The 17154-nt window shown below is 67.7% G+C and carries 16 protein-coding genes and 1 pseudogene; 6 read left to right on the top strand and 11 right to left on the bottom strand.

From position 1 onward, the window contains the following. Nucleotides 1–469: 469 nt before the first annotated feature. Nucleotides 470–1207: a dienelactone hydrolase family protein gene (locus NRO40_RS15050; protein ID WP_058942069.1), complete on the top strand. Its 738-nt coding sequence runs from the start codon at nucleotides 470–472 to the stop codon at nucleotides 1205–1207. Nucleotides 1208–1442: 235 nt separating this feature from the next. After that, entirely contained in the window at nucleotides 1443–2270 is an 828-nt protein-coding gene (locus NRO40_RS15045) for a DUF6193 family natural product biosynthesis protein (RefSeq protein WP_257375429.1), read from the top strand. Between the two features lie 22 nt (nucleotides 2271–2292). On the opposite strand, the gene NRO40_RS15040 is transcribed toward NRO40_RS15045, so the two are convergent. Both NRO40_RS15040 and NRO40_RS15035 read right to left on the bottom strand, forming a co-directional pair. Next, entirely contained in the window at nucleotides 2293–2595 is a 303-nt protein-coding gene (locus NRO40_RS15040; RefSeq protein ID WP_058942078.1) for a hypothetical protein, read from the bottom strand. A gap of 58 nt (nucleotides 2596–2653) precedes the next feature. Then, complete coding sequence (locus tag NRO40_RS15035) at nucleotides 2654–2989, bottom strand: hypothetical protein (RefSeq protein WP_079047037.1); 336 nt, start codon at nucleotides 2987–2989, stop codon at nucleotides 2654–2656. A 200-nt stretch (nucleotides 2990–3189) separates the two neighbouring features. On the opposite strand from NRO40_RS15035, the gene NRO40_RS15030 reads away from it, so the two are divergent. The 3 genes from NRO40_RS15030 to NRO40_RS15020 all read left to right on the top strand — a co-directional run bounded on the left by NRO40_RS15030 (nucleotide 3190) and on the right by NRO40_RS15020 (nucleotide 5552). Then, nucleotides 3190–4431 carry a hypothetical protein gene (locus tag NRO40_RS15030; RefSeq protein WP_232791058.1) on the top strand — a complete coding sequence of 414 codons (1242 nt, stop codon included), beginning with the start codon at nucleotides 3190–3192 and terminating at the stop codon, nucleotides 4429–4431. Nucleotides 4432–4755: 324 nt separating this feature from the next. Next, entirely contained in the window at nucleotides 4756–5154 is a 399-nt protein-coding gene (locus NRO40_RS15025; protein ID WP_058942071.1) for a hypothetical protein, read from the top strand. After that, the gene (locus tag NRO40_RS15020) at nucleotides 5151–5552 is read left to right on the top strand and encodes a hypothetical protein (protein ID WP_306674873.1); all 402 of its coding nucleotides are present in this window, start codon (nucleotides 5151–5153) and stop codon (nucleotides 5550–5552) included. Before NRO40_RS15025 ends, NRO40_RS15020 begins: the two co-directional genes overlap by 4 nt. A 12-nt stretch (nucleotides 5553–5564) precedes the next feature. Here NRO40_RS15020 and NRO40_RS15015 read toward each other — a convergent pair whose 3' ends face one another. The 6 genes and pseudogenes from NRO40_RS15015 to dnaB form a co-directional block, all read right to left on the bottom strand. Then, entirely contained in the window at nucleotides 5565–7565 is a 2001-nt protein-coding gene (locus NRO40_RS15015) for a LysR family transcriptional regulator (RefSeq protein ID WP_232791059.1), read from the bottom strand. 213 nt (nucleotides 7566–7778) lie between these two features. Continuing rightward, nucleotides 7779–8219, bottom strand: a pseudogene (locus NRO40_RS15010) (TniQ family protein); the annotation flags it as partial. Then, complete coding sequence (locus NRO40_RS15005; protein ID WP_058942073.1) at nucleotides 8216–9334, bottom strand: AAA family ATPase; 1119 nt, start codon at nucleotides 9332–9334, stop codon at nucleotides 8216–8218. The pseudogene NRO40_RS15010 and the gene NRO40_RS15005, both read right to left, overlap by 4 nt. Beyond that, nucleotides 9331–11457 (bottom strand): helix-turn-helix domain-containing protein, encoded by a 2127-nt coding sequence (locus NRO40_RS15000; protein WP_257375428.1) that lies wholly within the window; start codon nucleotides 11455–11457, stop codon nucleotides 9331–9333. The genes NRO40_RS15005 and NRO40_RS15000 overlap by 4 nt, the downstream gene beginning before the upstream one ends. Continuing rightward, nucleotides 11454–12098, bottom strand: a complete 645-nt coding sequence (locus NRO40_RS14995; RefSeq protein WP_232791174.1) for a TnsA-like heteromeric transposase endonuclease subunit — start codon at nucleotides 12096–12098, stop codon at nucleotides 11454–11456. The genes NRO40_RS15000 and NRO40_RS14995 overlap by 4 nt, the downstream gene beginning before the upstream one ends. 269 nt (nucleotides 12099–12367) lie before the next feature. After that, entirely contained in the window at nucleotides 12368–13861 is a 1494-nt protein-coding gene (gene dnaB, locus NRO40_RS14990; RefSeq protein ID WP_058943641.1) for a replicative DNA helicase, read from the bottom strand. 442 nt (nucleotides 13862–14303) lie between these two features. Here dnaB and NRO40_RS14985 point away from each other — a divergent pair, with 442 nt between their 5' ends. Continuing rightward, entirely contained in the window at nucleotides 14304–15641 is a 1338-nt protein-coding gene (locus NRO40_RS14985) for an MATE family efflux transporter (RefSeq protein WP_058943640.1), read from the top strand. A gap of 152 nt (nucleotides 15642–15793) precedes the next feature. On the opposite strand, the gene rplI is transcribed toward NRO40_RS14985, so the two are convergent. The 3 genes from rplI to NRO40_RS14970 are packed head-to-tail and all read right to left on the bottom strand — an operon-like array spanning nucleotide 15794 to nucleotide 17115. After that, the gene (rplI, locus tag NRO40_RS14980) at nucleotides 15794–16240 is read right to left on the bottom strand and encodes a 50S ribosomal protein L9 (RefSeq protein WP_058943639.1); all 447 of its coding nucleotides are present in this window, start codon (nucleotides 16238–16240) and stop codon (nucleotides 15794–15796) included. Between the two features lie 18 nt (nucleotides 16241–16258). Further along, on the bottom strand, nucleotides 16259–16495 hold the full coding sequence (gene rpsR, locus NRO40_RS14975; RefSeq protein WP_005315025.1) for a 30S ribosomal protein S18: 237 nt from the start codon (nucleotides 16493–16495) through the stop codon (nucleotides 16259–16261). A gap of 44 nt (nucleotides 16496–16539) precedes the next feature. Beyond that, nucleotides 16540–17115 carry a single-stranded DNA-binding protein gene (locus tag NRO40_RS14970; RefSeq protein ID WP_058943638.1) on the bottom strand — a complete coding sequence of 192 codons (576 nt, stop codon included), beginning with the start codon at nucleotides 17113–17115 and terminating at the stop codon, nucleotides 16540–16542. Nucleotides 17116–17154: the final 39 nt, after the last annotated feature.

Genomic DNA, 17154 nt, shown 5'->3' with positions numbered 1-17154 from the left:
GGAACTCCTCCCGCACCACCGCGCCGAGCGCGCCCCGGAACCGTCTCCTGGATGGTGTGGCCGGCCGCAAGCTCGAGGTCCGGGCGGCGGGCGGCGACTGGTAGGCGTTGACACCGCCCAGGTAATGGCCGCGGACCACCGCGCCGTACATCCCCAGCCCCTCTGGGACCGCCGCGGCGTCCTCGGCGTAGCCGGTGCGGGCGGAGCCGGCGGTTCGGCCGCAGTGGCCGTGCCCCCGCGCGCCGGTTCGCGCGCGATGGCCGACGTCATGCCCCCTCCGGCCGGTCTCCCCGTCACGCCGGAGCGTGTGGATCCCCCTGCGTTCCGTCCTCCGCCCTCCGTCTCCGCCCCGTGGCGGTGCTCTGACCCTGCGGTTCGACAGAGCCACCCCACGGGCCCGCACCCCCGCTGTTCTGCCGACAGTGAAGACCGGCCCGACCGGGCGCGACCATCAATACAGTCCGGTTCCATGACGACGGTCACCACGCGCACGGTCACATATCCGGCCGACGGTCTCACGATGGTCGGGCACCTCGCGCTCCCGGCCGGTGCCGGCCGCCGGCCCGCAGTCCTGATCGGGCCCGAGGGGCCGGGCCTGAACGACTTCCAGCGCCGCCGGGCCGACGCCCTCGCCGAACTGGGGTATGTGGCGCTGGCCTTCGACATCAATGGCGGGCGCTGGTTCACCGACCCACAGGAGATGCTGGCGCGCTTGACCCCGCTGCTCGCCGACCCCGACCGGATGCGGGGTATCGGCCATGCGGCACTCGATGTGCTGCGTGCCGAACCGCGGACCGACCCCGACCGGATCGCCGCCATCGGCTACGGCACCGGGGGCGCGATCGGGCTGGAACTCGGGCGCGACGGCGTCAACCTGCGCGCGATCGGGACGGTCAACGGACTGACCACGGGTCGACCCGGCGAGGCGGCGCGCATCCGTTGCCCCGTGTGGGCCGGGGTCGGATCGGAAGACCCGATCATGCCCGCTGAGCAGCGGGACGCCTTCGCCGCCGAGATGCAGGCTGCGGGCGTCGACTGGCGCCTCGTGGTCTACGGCGGAGCCCTGCACGCCTTCCACCACCCGCCGGTCGACCAGCCGGCCGACCAGACCGTGCTCCCCGGCGTCGGCTACCACCCCAAGCACGCGCAGCGGGCTTGGCGCGACATCATCGACCTGCTCGCCGAGTGCCTGCCGGTAACGGAGTGAGCCGGCCCCCTCGTACGGAGCGGGACCCGACGGGCTCCCGGCCCCGGGCCCGCGCGACAGCGGTGTGGGTTCTCCGGTTTCGCTGTCCTATGGCGATGCTGTGACTGTAGGATCCCGCGGTTCGTGTCATAGAGCATCGCGTTGACCTGCAGCTTCTCTTTGAGTCTCACAGCGTGACGAGCTTGATCAATCTCACGGACGTGGCAGATTCCTCAGCACGAGGGAGACTGCCTCGGTGACCTCGAACGCGCCCCCCCTGCCCGGCACGAGCCACTCCCGGCCGACGCTTCCTTGTATCCAGACCTGGCGTCCGCCGGCAGCTTCGCCGGAGCGCTGGAAGCCGTGGCTGCTGAGCTTCGCCGGAGCGCTGGAAGCCGTGGCTGCTGAGCTCGGTCTCTCCCTAGGCAGGGTTCTTGTGGATGATTCGAACCCGCTCCGGACGGCAGGCGTCGAGAGCACGGTGGCTGACCGTGAGGCGTGCTGGATCAGCCTGGGGTCTGTGGAGCGGTGGTTCATCTTCAGCGGTTGGTCCATGGGGGTGCAGTTGGTCTCGGGCGCGACTCAGGACTTGGGCGAGATGGCACGGGCCCTGGAGGCATGGCGGAACGGCCTGAGGCTCAAAGAGATCCGCGAGGTGAGCCCATTCGTCAAGGTCACCGAGCTGGCCGAAGCCCATGAAAAGGGTCCGGCCGAGGCGGTCGCGGTGAAGTGGCGCTTGCTCCTTGAATGCCTGCGCCGAGATTCGGACCGCCGGGAGCTCGCCCATCGGACGCTGAAGGTTGCCGAGCTTGCGCATGCCGAACCACAGCTGCGCCAGCTGCTTCCGTTCACCAGCCACTGGTCGCTTCATTTCACAACCTGCACTGGGTTCCCGTACTCATGGGACGTGCCGTTCATCGATCCGCTGAGCGACGGACGATATCGAGTCTGCGGCCCTTCACAAGGAAGAGTGATCGGTGAGGCGGACACCGCTGAGCACGCGATCGCTTTGGTGGTGGGCGGGCTTCCGGCGAACTGCGGACCAGCAGTCGCCGGCACTGTCAACGATCAACAGTCTTTGTAGTTCCTCCTCCGCCCGTCCGATCTCATGACGGCCGGGCTGCGATCTGCCGACGGGCGGAGTTCCAGACCTCCTCGAACCCGTCGGAGGTCAGCTGCTCCGGATCGTGGCCTTCCCACTCGGAGACGGGCTGTTCGGCTGTGATCCCGAACCTGTTGTCGTACTCGTCGAGGCGGCCTGCGTCGCGGGCCCGCTGCCACTCGGCGAGGGAGGCAGCTGCGATCGGGGTCAGCTCAGGCCCTTCGAGTTCGACCTGCCGGATCACCCAGCCTTCGGCGTCGACCTCGAAGTAGAACCAGGTGTCTTCCTCGTCCCAGTAGCAGCGCATCCAGGTGGTCACCAGGCCATGATGACGGGCCAGGTGCACCGCGCTGCTCCGCTTCGCCTCATGACTGGGCGATGAATCCTGCGGATCGATCGAGCTGGAAAGGAGAACCGACCCGGGTGGGATCCCAGCCCTGATCCCGTGCCGCTCGAATGCCGGCAGCAACGTGTGCTGGGCGAATGGGCTCCGTCTCGACGCCCACCCAGTTGCTGGGATGGGCCTGGCCGCTGGTGACGATCAAGGTCGTGCCCGGCCGGCTGCCGCCGGCCGCTTCGACCGCGTAGGTCATCGGTGTCCAGCAGAGTCCCTGCATGTAGGAGGGCTTCCTGCGGATCCGCCAGCGGTACTCGATTCCGTCAACGGTTATGCGCCGGGAACCCTTCTTGTTCAGCGCCATCTTCGCCTCCTCCGCTGTTGGACTGTGCTGTGTCGCCGCGGGCGCGAAAAGCAGGTTGCACGCGAACGTACCGAACGTCATCGCCGACAAGTACCTTCGGGACTACGGATGGGTTGATCAGCCCATAAGTTGGTGTCAGTGCCGAGCGACCCGGCGCATCGCACCCACCCCGGGTGCACTCACCGCGATCGGAGAGCACCGTGAAGAACAGCCCGTTGTGGCGAGTGGTTGACAACGAGAGTGGTAGCCAGTCCATCGTTAGCACGCCCTCCGAGGCGGTCACGTTCGTCAACAGCCGGTTCGACACCGATGACGACGACGAGCCGTTCAGCATCACCGAGGTCGGTCCTCTCCTTCCGAAGCCGCTCGGGGTCATCACCGCATGGGCCGCCGAGAAGGACGGCGAGCGAACCGACGGGCGTACTGCCCCGATCACCATCAGGCCGGTTGTGACGGACAACGCCAGCGAGTGCGATGACGTCGTGCTCTGGGGCGACGTGTACGTCTCCTGGGACCACGACATGTACACCGTCGAGGGGCCGGACGGCTCCGAGTACAGCGAGGCTTACAGCGCAACCGAGTTGAGTGCGATCCTTGCCGAGTACGCCGACGACTATGAGTACGCGCCTGAAGGGCCCGACAGCCACAGGTGGCCGAAACCGGAAGAGTTGATCACCTACGGCGCCCAGGAGTGTGCCAAGCGGTTCGGGCACCTCGACGACGATGCCCTGCTGTGGCTCGCTGCCACCCGCATCACGCTCGCCGTGTGGCGCAACACACCCGTCGAGAACTGGCATGCCGGGAAGAGTCCGCTGCACGACGGCACGATGATGCGGATCAACACGGCAACCACCCGACTCGTGCGCTCGATGCTGTCGTTCGACCATGTCGACTGGATCGGTCTCGGTCTCGCGATCGTCAACCCGTCCCGGGTTCTACCGACAGGGCAGTCCGTACTCGAGCTCGGGCTGGCCTGCCACAACCCTGACGACCCGGCGCACGAGGTTGATCCGCGAGAAGAACTCGCGGAGATGGCGCAGGTCGCGATCTCATGGGGGCGAAGGTACTGCCTTCACGAGAAGGAGTTCGGCCTGCGAACCCTGATCGAATCCTTCTGTGCGTCCGACAACGGCTGGTTCGGAGCACCGAGTTGGGGGCGCATCGTCGATCGGTTCCTTACGGCTGTCGACGACCGGGAGAATGCGCACTGGGGCATATACCAGGACAAGCCTTGGTTCAACGAGTGGTTCACCAACCGGCCGGCCGACATTGCGGATACCACGGAATTTCGTCGGCTGCTCCTTGCCGGGCCCGACCTGCTTTCCGAGGAGGCCGCCGAATGGTGCGTGGATGGTGCCATCGGCTACGTCTGCCAGGACGACCACGCGAACGACTGCTGGCGGTGCGGTATCCCGCTGGCAACGGAATCCCCCAACGAGTGAATGTGTGCACCAGCATAGAAAAGCAGCAATCCACTGACCGCACTCTCTCCCGCCTACTCGGCGGCCTCCCCTGCTTGGGGAGCCAGTCGCGGCTCCACTGACTGGAGATGTGCGGGTGCTTCTGACGGATCTGTGGCAGCAACGCTGGCCCGGCTGCCCGCTGGTCGGCACAAGCTCCGTGAGCCCTACAGGAGTGTCTGGGTCCGCTTCCACAGTCCGTCGGGTCTTTGACATCAGTATCACGGGCCTGCTGGTTTCTTGATAACCACGGCTTCCACGACACGGAGGTCGAGCAGGTCGCCGGACCTCCGGGATCATGACGCCATGCAACTCCGATACTTCAATCAGACCGGATGGACCGCCATCTTCAATGGCACTGAGACCGAGATCGGTCGCATGGTGCGCGTGGAGGGATGGGATCCCGCAACCGGGACAGCCTTGGTGGTCGACCCGCAACGAGGGGCACTGCGCCAGGTCACGGACTACGTGGACTTCTCCCACTTGGAGCGGGCCGATCAGGTGGTCGCCGCGATACCCGGTGGGGGATGGCGGGCACACTGGACGGATGAAGGGCCGGGTGGATCACCTCTCACGGAGCAGGTGCTGGCCTGGTTGATCACTTCGCAGGGCCGGGCGACTGCCATCACAGTCGATGCTGAGGGGCATGTGGAGGACGCCGACAGCGCCGACGCCTTCATACCGCCGGGTGAGGAACTTCAGTGACGGCGTCGATGCCGCAACAGGCGGGCCCGGCGTCCGAGGGTCGGGCTTCTGATGCCGACTGGGAGGCTCCCTACTACCGGGTTCGGGCCGCCGGCTTCCAGGTGCTCTTCCTCGTGGAACCGGACGAGGCGATCGAAGAGGTCTGCAACGTCGATGCCGAGGTTCATCTTGCCGACGGGTCGCGCTGGAGTTCCACGATCTTCACTCTCGCCGAGGTGGATCGGCTCATGCGGAGCTGGGAGGCGAGCGGAGAGGCGGTCTCCGGGCAGTGCTTCTTCTGCGCGGACGGGCTGATCGTGCGGAATCCCGGCATCGGCAGCATGGTGCGCGTGATTGCCGCGCTCGTGGCCTCCGGCGAGTTGGACGGGGTATTCCGACGCATTGCCGACCCGGAATGATCATGCCGCGTCTCAGGGCATCGTGTTGTCCTGCATCTTTCGAATGGCCTTGAGCACCTTCTTCCCCAGGGGAGTGAGCGTCATGGGCCTACCTCGTTCCGCCCGGACCAGGAGTGGTCCACCGAGTTCTCGTTCGATCCGGTTGATCTGTGCGACGAGGGTGAACGTGTTGAGGCCGAGGCCGCTCGCTGCGGCACCGAGGCTGGGGTAGGGAGATGCAGCCGCGAATCGGCTCAACCGTTCGCTGGCCCCCTGGCCGCCGAGTGCCGGCCGAAGGATGCTTGGTGCTCGGCTGGCCTGGTCGATTGCCCGAAGTACCTGGCTGTGACTGGACCCTCCGCGTGGTCGCAGCGGAACGTTGTGGGTCTTGGCCCAGCGGGCCATGTTCGCGGTGCTCATGCCAGCTTCTCGGGCGAGGTCCGGCAGGGTCCGGCGGCGGTGGACGTACTGCTCGATGAGCCAGGCCCGTTCGACAGTGCCGCGGCGCTTGTAGTCCTTGGGGCCCTCGCGGAGCGGGATGCCGTACTCCTTGGCAAGGTCGGTCAGCACTCTCCGGGAGAAGCCGGTGAGGGTGGCGATCTGCTGGAGGGACCGGTGTTCGTCGAGGTAGAGCCGGGTGAAGCGCTCTGCCGGAATGGCTTGCCGGGCCTGCTGCCGGATGCGGCCGGTGGCCCTGGCGGTGCTCTTCGTCAGCGGGGGTGCGGGGGCTGGATGCTCGTCGAGGGCATGTCGGATGGCCTCGACGGTCGTGCCCAGGACCTGGGCGGCGTGCTGAACGGGGTGCTGGCGTTCGCGGACAAGCTGGTGCAGGCGGGGTAGGTCGACGTGTGCCGGGTCGGGGCCGGGAAGGGAGAGCCCTGCCAGCAGGGTGGCGGGCGGCTGCCAGGTCATGGGCTCGTCGTGGATGTGGTGTGAGGCCAGGAAGGTGAGGACTTCCTGCTGGAGGGCATGCACGAGTTCAGGGGTCTGAAGCGCGGTGAACCGCAGGGACGTCGCCCGGAACTCTGCACTGTCGGGCCCGCCCAGGTCGTCGGGGGCAGACTCGGCGGGCAGGCCGCTGAGACGTTGGAAGAGCTGGCTGCGTGCGATGCGTTCGCGCCGTCCGGTTCCCGGTGGTGTTCCGGTGCGGCGGCAGATCTCCAGCCAGCGGTCATGAGGAAGCAGGCCGGTGTAGTTGAGGAGTCGGCGCCGACCGTAGTCGATGGGGGTGCTGTTGGCACCGAGGTAGTCCGCGAGCCGGTCCAGAGCAGTGGCGATGTCCGGCCATTGCGGAAGGTCGTCGACTTCCTGGAGGAGGCGTGACACCTCAGTGCCGTCGATGACGTCACCGATCAGCCCGGCTGCCTGGTCCAGGGATGTGCGGCTGTCGGGAATCAGCAACAGGGCGGCGAGAACGGGAGCCAGAGCCCGCGCATGGATTCCTTCAGGTGGTGCGAGGCGGATCGTCCAGGGCGGCCAGAACATCGTGGGGATCTTCCTGGCTCGCTGCTCGATGTCCCGAGTGGTCCGGGTCGGCCGGCGGGGGGTCTCGGTCATGATGCGGTAGCGGACGTATTCGCTGGGGCGGAGGGAAGGGGCGAGGGCCGCCAGGTGCACGGACTGCAGCACCGGGCTGATGCCCCTGCCCCAGCTGTCGATGCTGGTCGCCGAGATCTGCGTGAGTTCCTCGCGTACTGCTTCCAGCAGGCTCCGCAGGGCCTCGCCGGCCGGGTGGATTCCTGGTTGCTCCAGGATGCTCAGGGCCATGGTGACCGCGACGGCCGTGTCCGCGGCTCGGGGCGGGGCCATGAACCCCGGACGTTCCATGGCCTGTCCGGTGTGCGGGGAGACCGCATCGGTGCTGAGGTGAGCTTCTGCGATGTCAGCCGGGATCTGTTCTCGTAGGACAGCTGCGGGCAGGTCGCTCAGGACGCGTATGCCCAGGGCCCGGATGTCGGCCAGCACCGCCGAGGCCGGCTGGGGAGAGGTTCGGTAGGGGCCGAAAGCTGCCGTTGCCCCGTCGATGATCTCCATCACTCGGTCCTGCGCCGTGAGAACCGGATGACCAGGAGGCAGGAGGAGCGTCGAAGCGCGGGTCAGATCGGTGCCGCAGCCCGCCGAGAACGGGCGGGTGGGGCGGGTCGGTGGATTGCCGCAGAGTTCAGGCCGGGGGACGGACCGGCCGGAACGGGGCCGCTGCCGCGGCACCCTCCCGCAGTGCGGGCAGCAGTCCGCCAGCAGCCTGCGGTGCCAGGTGCAGGCGAAGGAGAAACCGAGCCTCCAGGACAATTGCCATCGCCCACCAGTGGCATGAAGGCACTCCGGACAGAACCGGGATCCCCCTCCGCGGCCCCAAAGGACGTGCCGTGACACGGCCCGGCCCCCGGCACTCAGGTGGAGGGCCCGTCCGTCGTAATGAGTCAGGGTCAGGGCAGCGACTGTCTCCGGGGACGTCCCGGTGGCGTGTGCGACAGCGGCGGCCAACCGCTCGTCGAGGACGATCGTCCAGTCTGCCGGGATGCCCCTGAACTGGTTTCCGGCCCGGTGCCGGACCGGGAAGCCGAAGTGCAGCAGAACATCACCGAGCGCGGTGTCCATCCGTCTTGCTATCGCCTCCAGCCATGAGTCCAGGGCCTCGCCGGGCAGTGGAGGCAGCCGGATCGGCAGGGTGCGGGCCGGCGTTCTCATGCGGGTCGCCGGCTCCGGGGCCGCGGGCGGCTGGTCAGCCGTTTCTTCTCCAGCGCGGCCTGCAGTTCGAGGCGGGCGGCCTCGGATGCCTCGTCGTTCTTCACCCGGTCCATGAGCTCCTGGTCAAGACGTTCGGCGCCGGTGCGGACCGCCCGCTGGCAGCTGCGGTTGATCAGCGTCATCAGCGAGCCGATGTGTCCGGTGCTGCGGGCGAAGAGGTAGTCCGACAGGTCGTCCGCGAGCATGCCGGGATGCTTGTCGGTGAGCACGACTCGCTGTTCGAGGGCCAGCAGCATCTGCCGCCACTCCCGGCGCCCGGCCTCCATATCGATGGTGAACGGACGAAGCCCGAGGCGGGTGGTGCGGCGGCCGGTCTGGGCCAGAGCGGTGTCGCGCCCGTTCGTTCCTTCGCCGAACAGGCCCTTCTTCGCGAGCTCGACCCCCACCATCAGCAACGTCACCGGGAACTCGTTGGCGATCCACTTCAGGTGGTTGCTCACCTCGATGCCGCTCTTCTGTCCCCATTTCAAAAAGTGCAGATCGTCCAGAACCACCAGGCGGACATCACAGGACAGCACGCAGTCCAGCACCCGCCGTCCGAACTGGGCGGTGGTCCCCCGCATCTGTCCGGGGTGGCCGAAGAACTCCAGCATGGCCCGGTTGAGATCCTTCATTCCGGTGTTCCCGGTCAGCCCGACCCGGCAGACCGGGATCCGCTCGTGCCCTTGGCTCGTGAACGCGCCCGACTCCTCGATCTCCCGCTGGTGGAAGTCGCGGGCGAAGGCCAGCACCGAGGTCGTCTTGCCCAGACCCGGGAACGCGTCGACGGCCACCGCCCCCTTGGCCTTGTCGCCGTCCTGCTCGTTGCTGTCGACGATGTCCCATAGGTCTTCATGGAGCTCTGTCAGTTGCGGCGTCTTGACCGGGCCGATGTTCGCGTGCCACTGCCGGCGCTGACGGTCGTAGTCCGCCCGCGCCTGTGTGGGCAGGGACTTCAGCTGCTTGCGGGTCAGCAGGTCGGGCCGGCTGCGGCGAGGGCTCTCTGCGAACGCCTTGAAGTCCTCCTTCCGCGACAAGGCAAGACTGCCTGGCTGCGGAACGCTGCCGTCGTTCACACGTCCTCCAGGGCATCGGCGTAGAAGTCGTCCTCCCCGGCGAGGTCCTCCAGATCGGCCTCGTCGTCATCCCCGGTCTCCGTCACCACGTCGGGCTCCCGCAGTTCCGCGGTCTGCTCGTCCTGGCCGAGGGCCTTGCGTACGGACGGAAGCGAGACGACCGTCTCCGCCTCACTCTCCGGAAGCTCGATGGCGGCCTGCTCGCGCGAGAGCCGCAGGGCCATGCGCCGCTCGGCGATCGTGGTGCCCAGCCCGAGATTCCACCGCTCCAACAAATCAGCGACGGCAAGCCGGTCGTCAGGAAAGCGATACTTCGAGGCCGCCAGCTGCCGGGCGAACGTCAACGCGTCCTCGCTCAGCGGCATCTCGGCCGATGGCGCGTGCTCCCAGACCAGCGTGCGCCAGGCCCGAGTAGCCGGATCGCGGAAGTAGATCCGGGTGATGTCGTCGGGGTCCACCTGGAAAGGCCAGCCGTTCTTGACCGGACTGTCGTAGGGGCTAAGGACTCCCGGCTCGGGCAGGCCGGGGCCGCTGTAACGGCGGCGGCCGATCTCGACCCCGTAGTGCTGGACCGTGCGCCACTTCGTCTGCAGGAACTCGTAAGCCAGGTCCCGGTCGCGGGGCGCTTCGATGTAACCCGCCCGCGCCATGCCGTGCTCGAACATCTTCGCTGGGGACATCCGCAGACCCGGCAGACCGGGATCGACCAGACTGGAATGCGGCCGGCAGTGATAGACCGCCGCGGTCCACTCCCGGATGATCGCCTCAAGCTCGTCGAGGAAGAAGAACGCGTCGTCCTCCGGGCTCTCACCCCGCGAGTGGATGTCGGGGCCCTTATAGCCGGGCAGCACCTGCAGCAGCCCCTCCCGCAAAGTCCGGAAGTAGCGCTCGACCGGCCCCTTATCGCGGCCCGTCCGCAGCCGGGCCGGCTGGATGGAGATGCCCATCCGTCGGCAGACACTGGTCAGGTGCTCCGAGACATAGACCTTGCCGTGGTCGACGACCAGCGTCTCGGGAACCAAAGGCGGCGAGGCCAGCCCCGGCCCGGTGGCGCCTTCGACATCGACCAGGACGGTGCGGGGGATGCCATGCTCGGGCCAGACCGCGTGCCGCGGCCAGTCCCGCCCCGCCAGCCGCGGCCGAAACGACTGGAACAGCACCGCACTGACATCCACCGCCTTCGTCGAGACCGGAGTCAGCCGGATCCCCGTGATGCAGCGGGAGTACCAGTCCATCCCGACACTCAACTCGGCCTGAACCCACTTCAGCGTCAACGGGTCGAACGCAAAGACGTCCAAGCGGGTGGAGTCCATCAGCAGATACTCACCCGGACGCGTCGGCCGCAGCTTCCCGTACGGACCCTCCGGCCGACCGGCGATATCCCGGTTCCGCTTCGTACTCAGCCGGAACAGCGGATGGCGTCGCTCCAGCTCCTCCAGAAGGCGAAAGGCCGTCGCCCGGCTCGGCTGCCGCACCACCCCCTCACCGAACCGCGCTATTACCCGAGCCCGGGTCCGCTCGATCACCATCGTCCGCGACGGCCGCGACTGGTCGGTGTGCTCGGCCATCACCTCTACCGCGGTCTCCACCCACCGATCATCAACTCCTGAGTGGGGTCTTTCTGTTGTCTTCTTCGGCGCGAGCCCGGCCTCTCCGCCACGACGAAAGTCAGAGACCCATTGCTTCACGGCACGAGGTGATACCCCCAGCTCAGCCGCCTTTGCCGTGTATCGAGCCTCCCACGGTTGCTCCGGGCGATAGGCCGGTCGGGGCTCACCATCGCGTGCCAGTTCCGGAGCTCCAGACCGGTATCCCGTCAGAACCTCCCGGACGTGCTCAGCGCGTTCAAGGACTTTCGCCCGTGCAGAGCTGTCGAGCTGCCCAAGTACGACCGAAGCGATCTCCTCTTCGTCGTCGGCTGACGGTCCCGGGCCGTCTGGACTTACAGCGGCACGGTCCGAGAACAGAAGTTCTTTGAGTGACAGGCGCAGCAATCGCCCCCGGCCATCCTTCAGGACCACTTCGTTGCCTGCCGTGGTCGCAGCCATCTCCACCACCTCGACGGATTCCCCGTCGTAGCGGAAGCGCGTACCGACCCCGACCCGAGCCCCTGCTCTACTCATGCCACCCACCTCAGAACGTGTGAAGGGCCCAGCGGCCGATTGAGGTCGGTAACGAGAGACTGCATCCAGAGCAAATGATGGATGGCAGAGCGGACTTGGGACTCCGGACGATTCGGCAGACAGCGCGCGGCCTGCCTCAGAGAGACACCGTCGAGCTCAGCTCCCCGAAGGTCTTCCAGGATCTCTGGGCTGAACAGCCAGTCCCGTCGGTAGCCTGCCAGGAACCGGATGTTCTCCAGCTCCACGGCCGGAGGCTCGCTCCAGACCTCGTACTTCCATCCCCGCAACTCCACCGCCTGCCGGGTCCAATCGAAGGTGATCGCCACCTCTGGTTTGGACAACCGATGCAGCGGCTTGACGTCGACGACCACCGGTGCCTGCTCGGTAAGGAGGAGATAGTCCGGTATGTGCCGACGGACCTTCCCCTCCAACACCGTCTTCAGCAAGAAGGGCTGGGCCACGATGCCGCGTACGGCCGGATCGAAGTCGGCGAAGAGCAACCGCGACAGCTCCAGTCGCGACTCGTAGATCACGTGATCCCGCATCGTCGCCGACCAGTAAGTGCCGGAGTAGTGCTTCTGGCCCTTGTGCCAGCGGAACGTCCGCCACGGACAAGCCGACTGCAGGAGATCGGCAGGCACCGTACGCCAGTCTTGGTCCTCTACGAGAGCACCACGTTGATGACGGATACTCACCGTCGCAGCGACGTCCACCGCACCCCCAGCCCACGAGTGACTGCCCGTGTAGCCAAGGTGTCAGCGTTCGCTCCCCGCATGGAGAGGTCGCCCCTTACGCCACCCAGAAGAGTGAACGATCCGAGCTGCGAGTCTCATGATGGCTGCATAAATGCCATCCATATGCAGCGGGCGCTGAGATTATGAAGCTGGATTTGAGACCCTACAGTGACCTGTCAGGTCTGGGCCATGTCCACGAAGCGGGAGTAGTGACCCTGGAACGCGACGGTGATCGTCGCCGTCGGACCGTTACGGTGCTTGGCGACGATCAGGTCGGCCTCGCCGGCGCGCGGGGACTCCTTCTCGTAGGCGTCCTCGCGGTGGAGCAGGATCACCATGTCGGCGTCCTGCTCGATGGAACCGGACTCGCGCAGGTCGGAGACCATCGGCTTCTTGTCCGTGCGCTGCTCGGGGCCTCGGTTCAGCTGGGAGAGAGCGATGACCGGAAGCTCCAGCTCCTTCGCCAGCAGCTTGAGGTTACGGGACATGTCCGAGACCTCCTGCTGCCGGCTCTCGGCGCGCTTCGAACCGCCGGACTGCATCAGCTGAAGGTAGTCGATGACGACCAGCTTCAGGTTGTTGCGCTGCTTGAGGCGGCGGCACTTGGCGCGGATCTCCATCATCGACAGGTTCGGGGAGTCGTCGATGTAGAGCGGTGCCTGGGAGACGTCCGGCATGCGCCGGGCCAGCCGGGTCCAGTCCTCGTCGGTCATCGTGCCGGAGCGCATGTGGTGCAGGGCGACCCGCGCCTCCGCGGAGAGCAGGCGCATCGCGATCTCGTTGCGCCCCATCTCCAGGGAGAAGATCACGCTGGGCAGGTTGTGCTTGATCGAGCATGCCCGGGCGAAGTCCAGCGCCAGGGTCGACTTTCCCATGGCGGGACGGGCGGCGATGACGATCATCTGGCCGGGGTGCAGGCCGTTGGTCAGGGAGTCGAAGTCGGTGAAGCCCGTGGGCACGCCGGTCATCTCGCCGCTGCGGGAGCCGATCGCCTCGATCTCGTCGAGGGCGCCCTCCATGATGTCGCCGAGGGGGAGGTAGTCCTCGCTCGTGCGCTGCTCGGTGACGGCGTAGATCTCGGCCTGCGCCTGGTTGACGATCTCGTCGACGTCGCCGTCTGCGGCGTATCCCATCTGCGTGATCTTGGTGCCGGCCTCCACCAGCCGTCGGAGGACCGCGCGCTCGTGGACGATCTCGGCGTAGTACGAGGCGTTGGCGGCCGTCGGCACGGACTGCACCAGCGTGTGCAGGTACGACGCACCGCCCACACGGTTGACCTCGCCGCGCTTCGTCAGCTCGGCGCCGACCGTGATCGGGTCGGCGGGCTCCCCCTTCGCGTAGAGGTCGAGAATCGCCTGGAAGATCGTCTCGTGCGCCGGACGGTAGAAGTCGTGACCCTTGATGATCTCCACGACGTCCGCGATGGCGTCCTTGGAGAGGAGCATGCCGCCCAGCACGGACTGCTCGGCGTCCAGGTCCTGCGGGGGGACGCGCTCGAAGGCGCCCGCGCCGCCGCCGTCCCAGGGGCCGCCGTCGGCGCCCCGTTCGTGCTGCTCGTCGCGTCCCCGGCCGCGGCCGCCACCCCGTCCGCCGACGAGACCCTCGCCGCCGCGCTGCCGGGAGACGGGCAGGCGGTCGCTCGGTCCGCTGTCGGTCCAGGGGTCGTCCAAAGGCTCGGGGATGCTCACCGGCCCACCTCCTCCCGTCCGCACCGCGGACCTTGCCGTGCCACTCTTTCTACGCCACGGCTCTGACAAACAAGAGGCTTCGACTCCACCTCGCGGCACGTCGGGCGCCGGACCACGGTAGGCCCGCGGGCACCGTCAGCCAATCTGGTTATCCACAGGCCCTGTGGGCGAAGGCTTCGATGCTGTGGAGAACCCGCTTGATCCTGTGCACGGACCAGGGGACAGCCGTGTGGACAAACTCATACCCAACCCACGAGAAGCGCCCTGACCTGCAGCTTTTCCATCCACCGGCTGTGGGGGAGAAAAACTTTCACGGCTGGATCAAGATCACTCCGAATGGCCCGGGCGCGCGCCGCGACGGCGCGTCGATGTAAGGGCTGCAGATCAGTTGTGTCTCTTACCTGTGGACGATTACATTGACCCCATGACCCAGGCTTCCACGACCCCCAGGAAGATCGGCCGGCATCACGACCGCGAGATCCTCGCCCTGGCACTTCCGGCCTTCGGCGCCCTCGTCGCCGAGCCCCTGTTCGTGCTCGTCGACAGTGCCGTCGTGGGTCACCTCGGCACCGCACAACTGGCCGGTCTGGGCGTCGCCGCCGCGCTGCTGTCCACCGCGGTGAGCGTGTTCGTCTTCCTCGCCTACGCCACCACGGCCGCCGTCGCCCGCCGCGTCGGCGCGGGAGACCTCCCCTCGGCGATCCGCCAGGGCATGGACGGCATCTGGCTCGCCCTCCTCCTCGGAGCCGCCGTCGTGGCGGTCACCCTGCCGACGGCCCCTTGGGTCGTGGAGACCTTCGGCGCCTCCGGCACCGCCGCCCCGCACGCGACCACCTATCTGCGCGTGTCCAGTCTCGGCATCCCCTCCATGCTGGTCGTGCTCGCGGCCACCGGCGTCCTGCGCGGGCTCCAGGACACCCGCACCCCGCTGTACGTCGCGATCGCCGGCTTCAGCGCCAACGCGGTCCTCAGTGTCACGCTGGTGTACGGCGCCGGCCTCGGCATCGCGGGTTCCGCCTGGGGCACCGTGATCGCGCAGTGCGGCATGGCCGCCGCGTACCTCACCGTCGTCGTCCGGGGAGCCAGGCGCCACGGCGCCTCCCTGCGGCCCGACGTCGCCGGCATCCGGGCGAGTGCCCAGGCGGGCGTGCCCCTCCTCATCCGGACCCTCTCCCTGCGCGCGGTTTTGATGATCGCCACCGCCATCGCGGCCCGCCTGGGGGACGTGTCGGTGGCGGCGCACCAGATCATCCTGTCGCTGTGGAGCCTCATGGCCTTCGCGCTGGACGCCATCGCCATCGCGGGGCAGGCCATCATCGGCCGCTACCTCGGTGCCGGTGACACCGAGGGTGCCCGGGCGGTGTGCCGTCGGATGGTGCGGTGGGGTGTGGCCTCAGGCGTGGCGCTCGGGTTTCTCATCGTCGCCGCCCGACCGCTGTTCACCCCGCTCTTCACCGGTGACAACGCCGTTCGGGACGCGCTTGTGCCCGCACTCCTGGTCGTGGCGCTCACCCAGCCGGTCGCGGGAGTGGTCTTCGTCCTGGACGGTGTCCTGATGGGCGCGGGGGACGGCCCGTACCTGGCGGGTGCCATGGTCGTCACGCTCGTCGTCTTCGCACCGGTGGCGCTCTTGGTGCCGGTGCTCGGCGGCGGGCTGACGGCCCTGTGGGGGGCGATGTCCCTGATGATGGCGACCCGCGTGGTGACCCTTTGGGTAAGGATGCGCTCCGGTCGCTGGCTCGTCACGGGAGCCGCCCGCTGATGTTTCACGTGAAACCGGTCGCGACCGCGTTTCACGTGGAACACGGTGGTGGGCCACCCCTGGTACACGGTGGTGGGCCCCCTGGAACGCGGTGGAGGGCCGCACCCTGACGGGTGCGGCCCTCCACGTGCTCAGCTCTGCGCAGGCAGGGCTCAGGCAGCGACGACCTCGACACCGAGGTTCGCGGCGACCTCGGGGTGCAGGCGCACCGACACCTTGTGCGAGCCAAGGGTCTTGATCGGCGAACCGAGCTCGACACGGCGCTTGTCGACCTCCGGGCCACCGGCGGACTTGATCGCCGAGGCGATGTCAGCCGGGGTCACGGAGCCGAAGAGGCGGCCGGCGTCGCCGGAGCGAACGGCCAGGCGCACCTGGACGGCCTCGAGCTGGGCCTTGATCTGGTTGGCCTGCTCGATGGTCGCGATCTCGTGGATCTTGCGGGCGCGGCGGATCTGCGCCACGTCCTTCTCGCCACCCTTGGTCCAGCGGATCGCGAAACCGCGCGGGACCAGGTAGTTGCGAGCGTAACCGTCCTTGACGTCGACGACGTCGCCGGCGGCACCGAGGCCAGAGACCTCGTGGGTAAGGATGATCTTCATCAGTCGGTCACCCTTCCCTTATCGCGCGGTGGACGTGTAGGGCAGCAGCGCCATCTCACGGCTGTTCTTGACGGCCGTGGCGACGTCACGCTGGTGCTGCGTGCAGTTGCCGGTCACGCGGCGGGCACGGATCTTGCCGCGGTCGGAAATGAACTTCCGCAGCATGTTCGTGTCCTTGTAGTCCACGTACGCGGTCTTGTCCTTGCAGAACGCGCAGACCTTCTTCTTAGGCTTGCGCACAGGCGGCTTCGCCATGGTGTTTCTCCTGTGTGATCAAGAAGTGGGGTACGAGCCCGCCCCTAGAAGGGGGGCTCGTCCGAGTAGCCGCCGCCGGAACCGCCGCCCCAGCCGCCCTGGCCGCCCTGCTGGCCGCCGGGCTGCGGGCTGCTGGCCCAGGGGTCGTCGCCGGGAGCGCCGCCGCCCTGCTGGCCGCCCGGGGCGCCGCTCCAGCTGCCGCCGCCCTGGCCGCCCTGCTGGCCGCCGCCGCCGAACCCGCCCTGACCGCCGCGACCGGTGGTCTTGGTGACCTTGGCCGTGGCGTTCTTGAGGCTGGGGCCGACTTCCTCGACGTCCAGTTCGAAGACCGTGCGCTTGACGCCCTCGCGGTCCTCGTAGGACCGCTGCTTCAGCCGGCCCTGCACGATGACGCGCATGCCCCGCTGGAGCGACTCGGCGACGTTCTCCGCCGCCTGGCGCCAGACCGAGCACGTCAGGAACAGGCTCTCGCCGTCCTTCCACTCGTTGGTCTGGCGATCGAAGGTGCGGGGAGTGGACGCGACGCGGAACTTCGCGACCGCCGCACCGGACGGGGTGAAGCGCAGCTCGGGGTCGTCGACAAGATTGCCGACGACCGTGATGACGGTCTCGCCTGCCATGGGGAACCTCTCGGCGGGATTGCTTCTGGCTGCTTGCTG

Source organism: Streptomyces changanensis (assembly GCF_024600715.1).
Taxonomy (GTDB): Bacteria; Actinomycetota; Actinomycetes; order Streptomycetales; family Streptomycetaceae; genus Streptomyces; species Streptomyces changanensis.
This window is presented reverse-complemented; position numbering and strand designations above follow the sequence as displayed.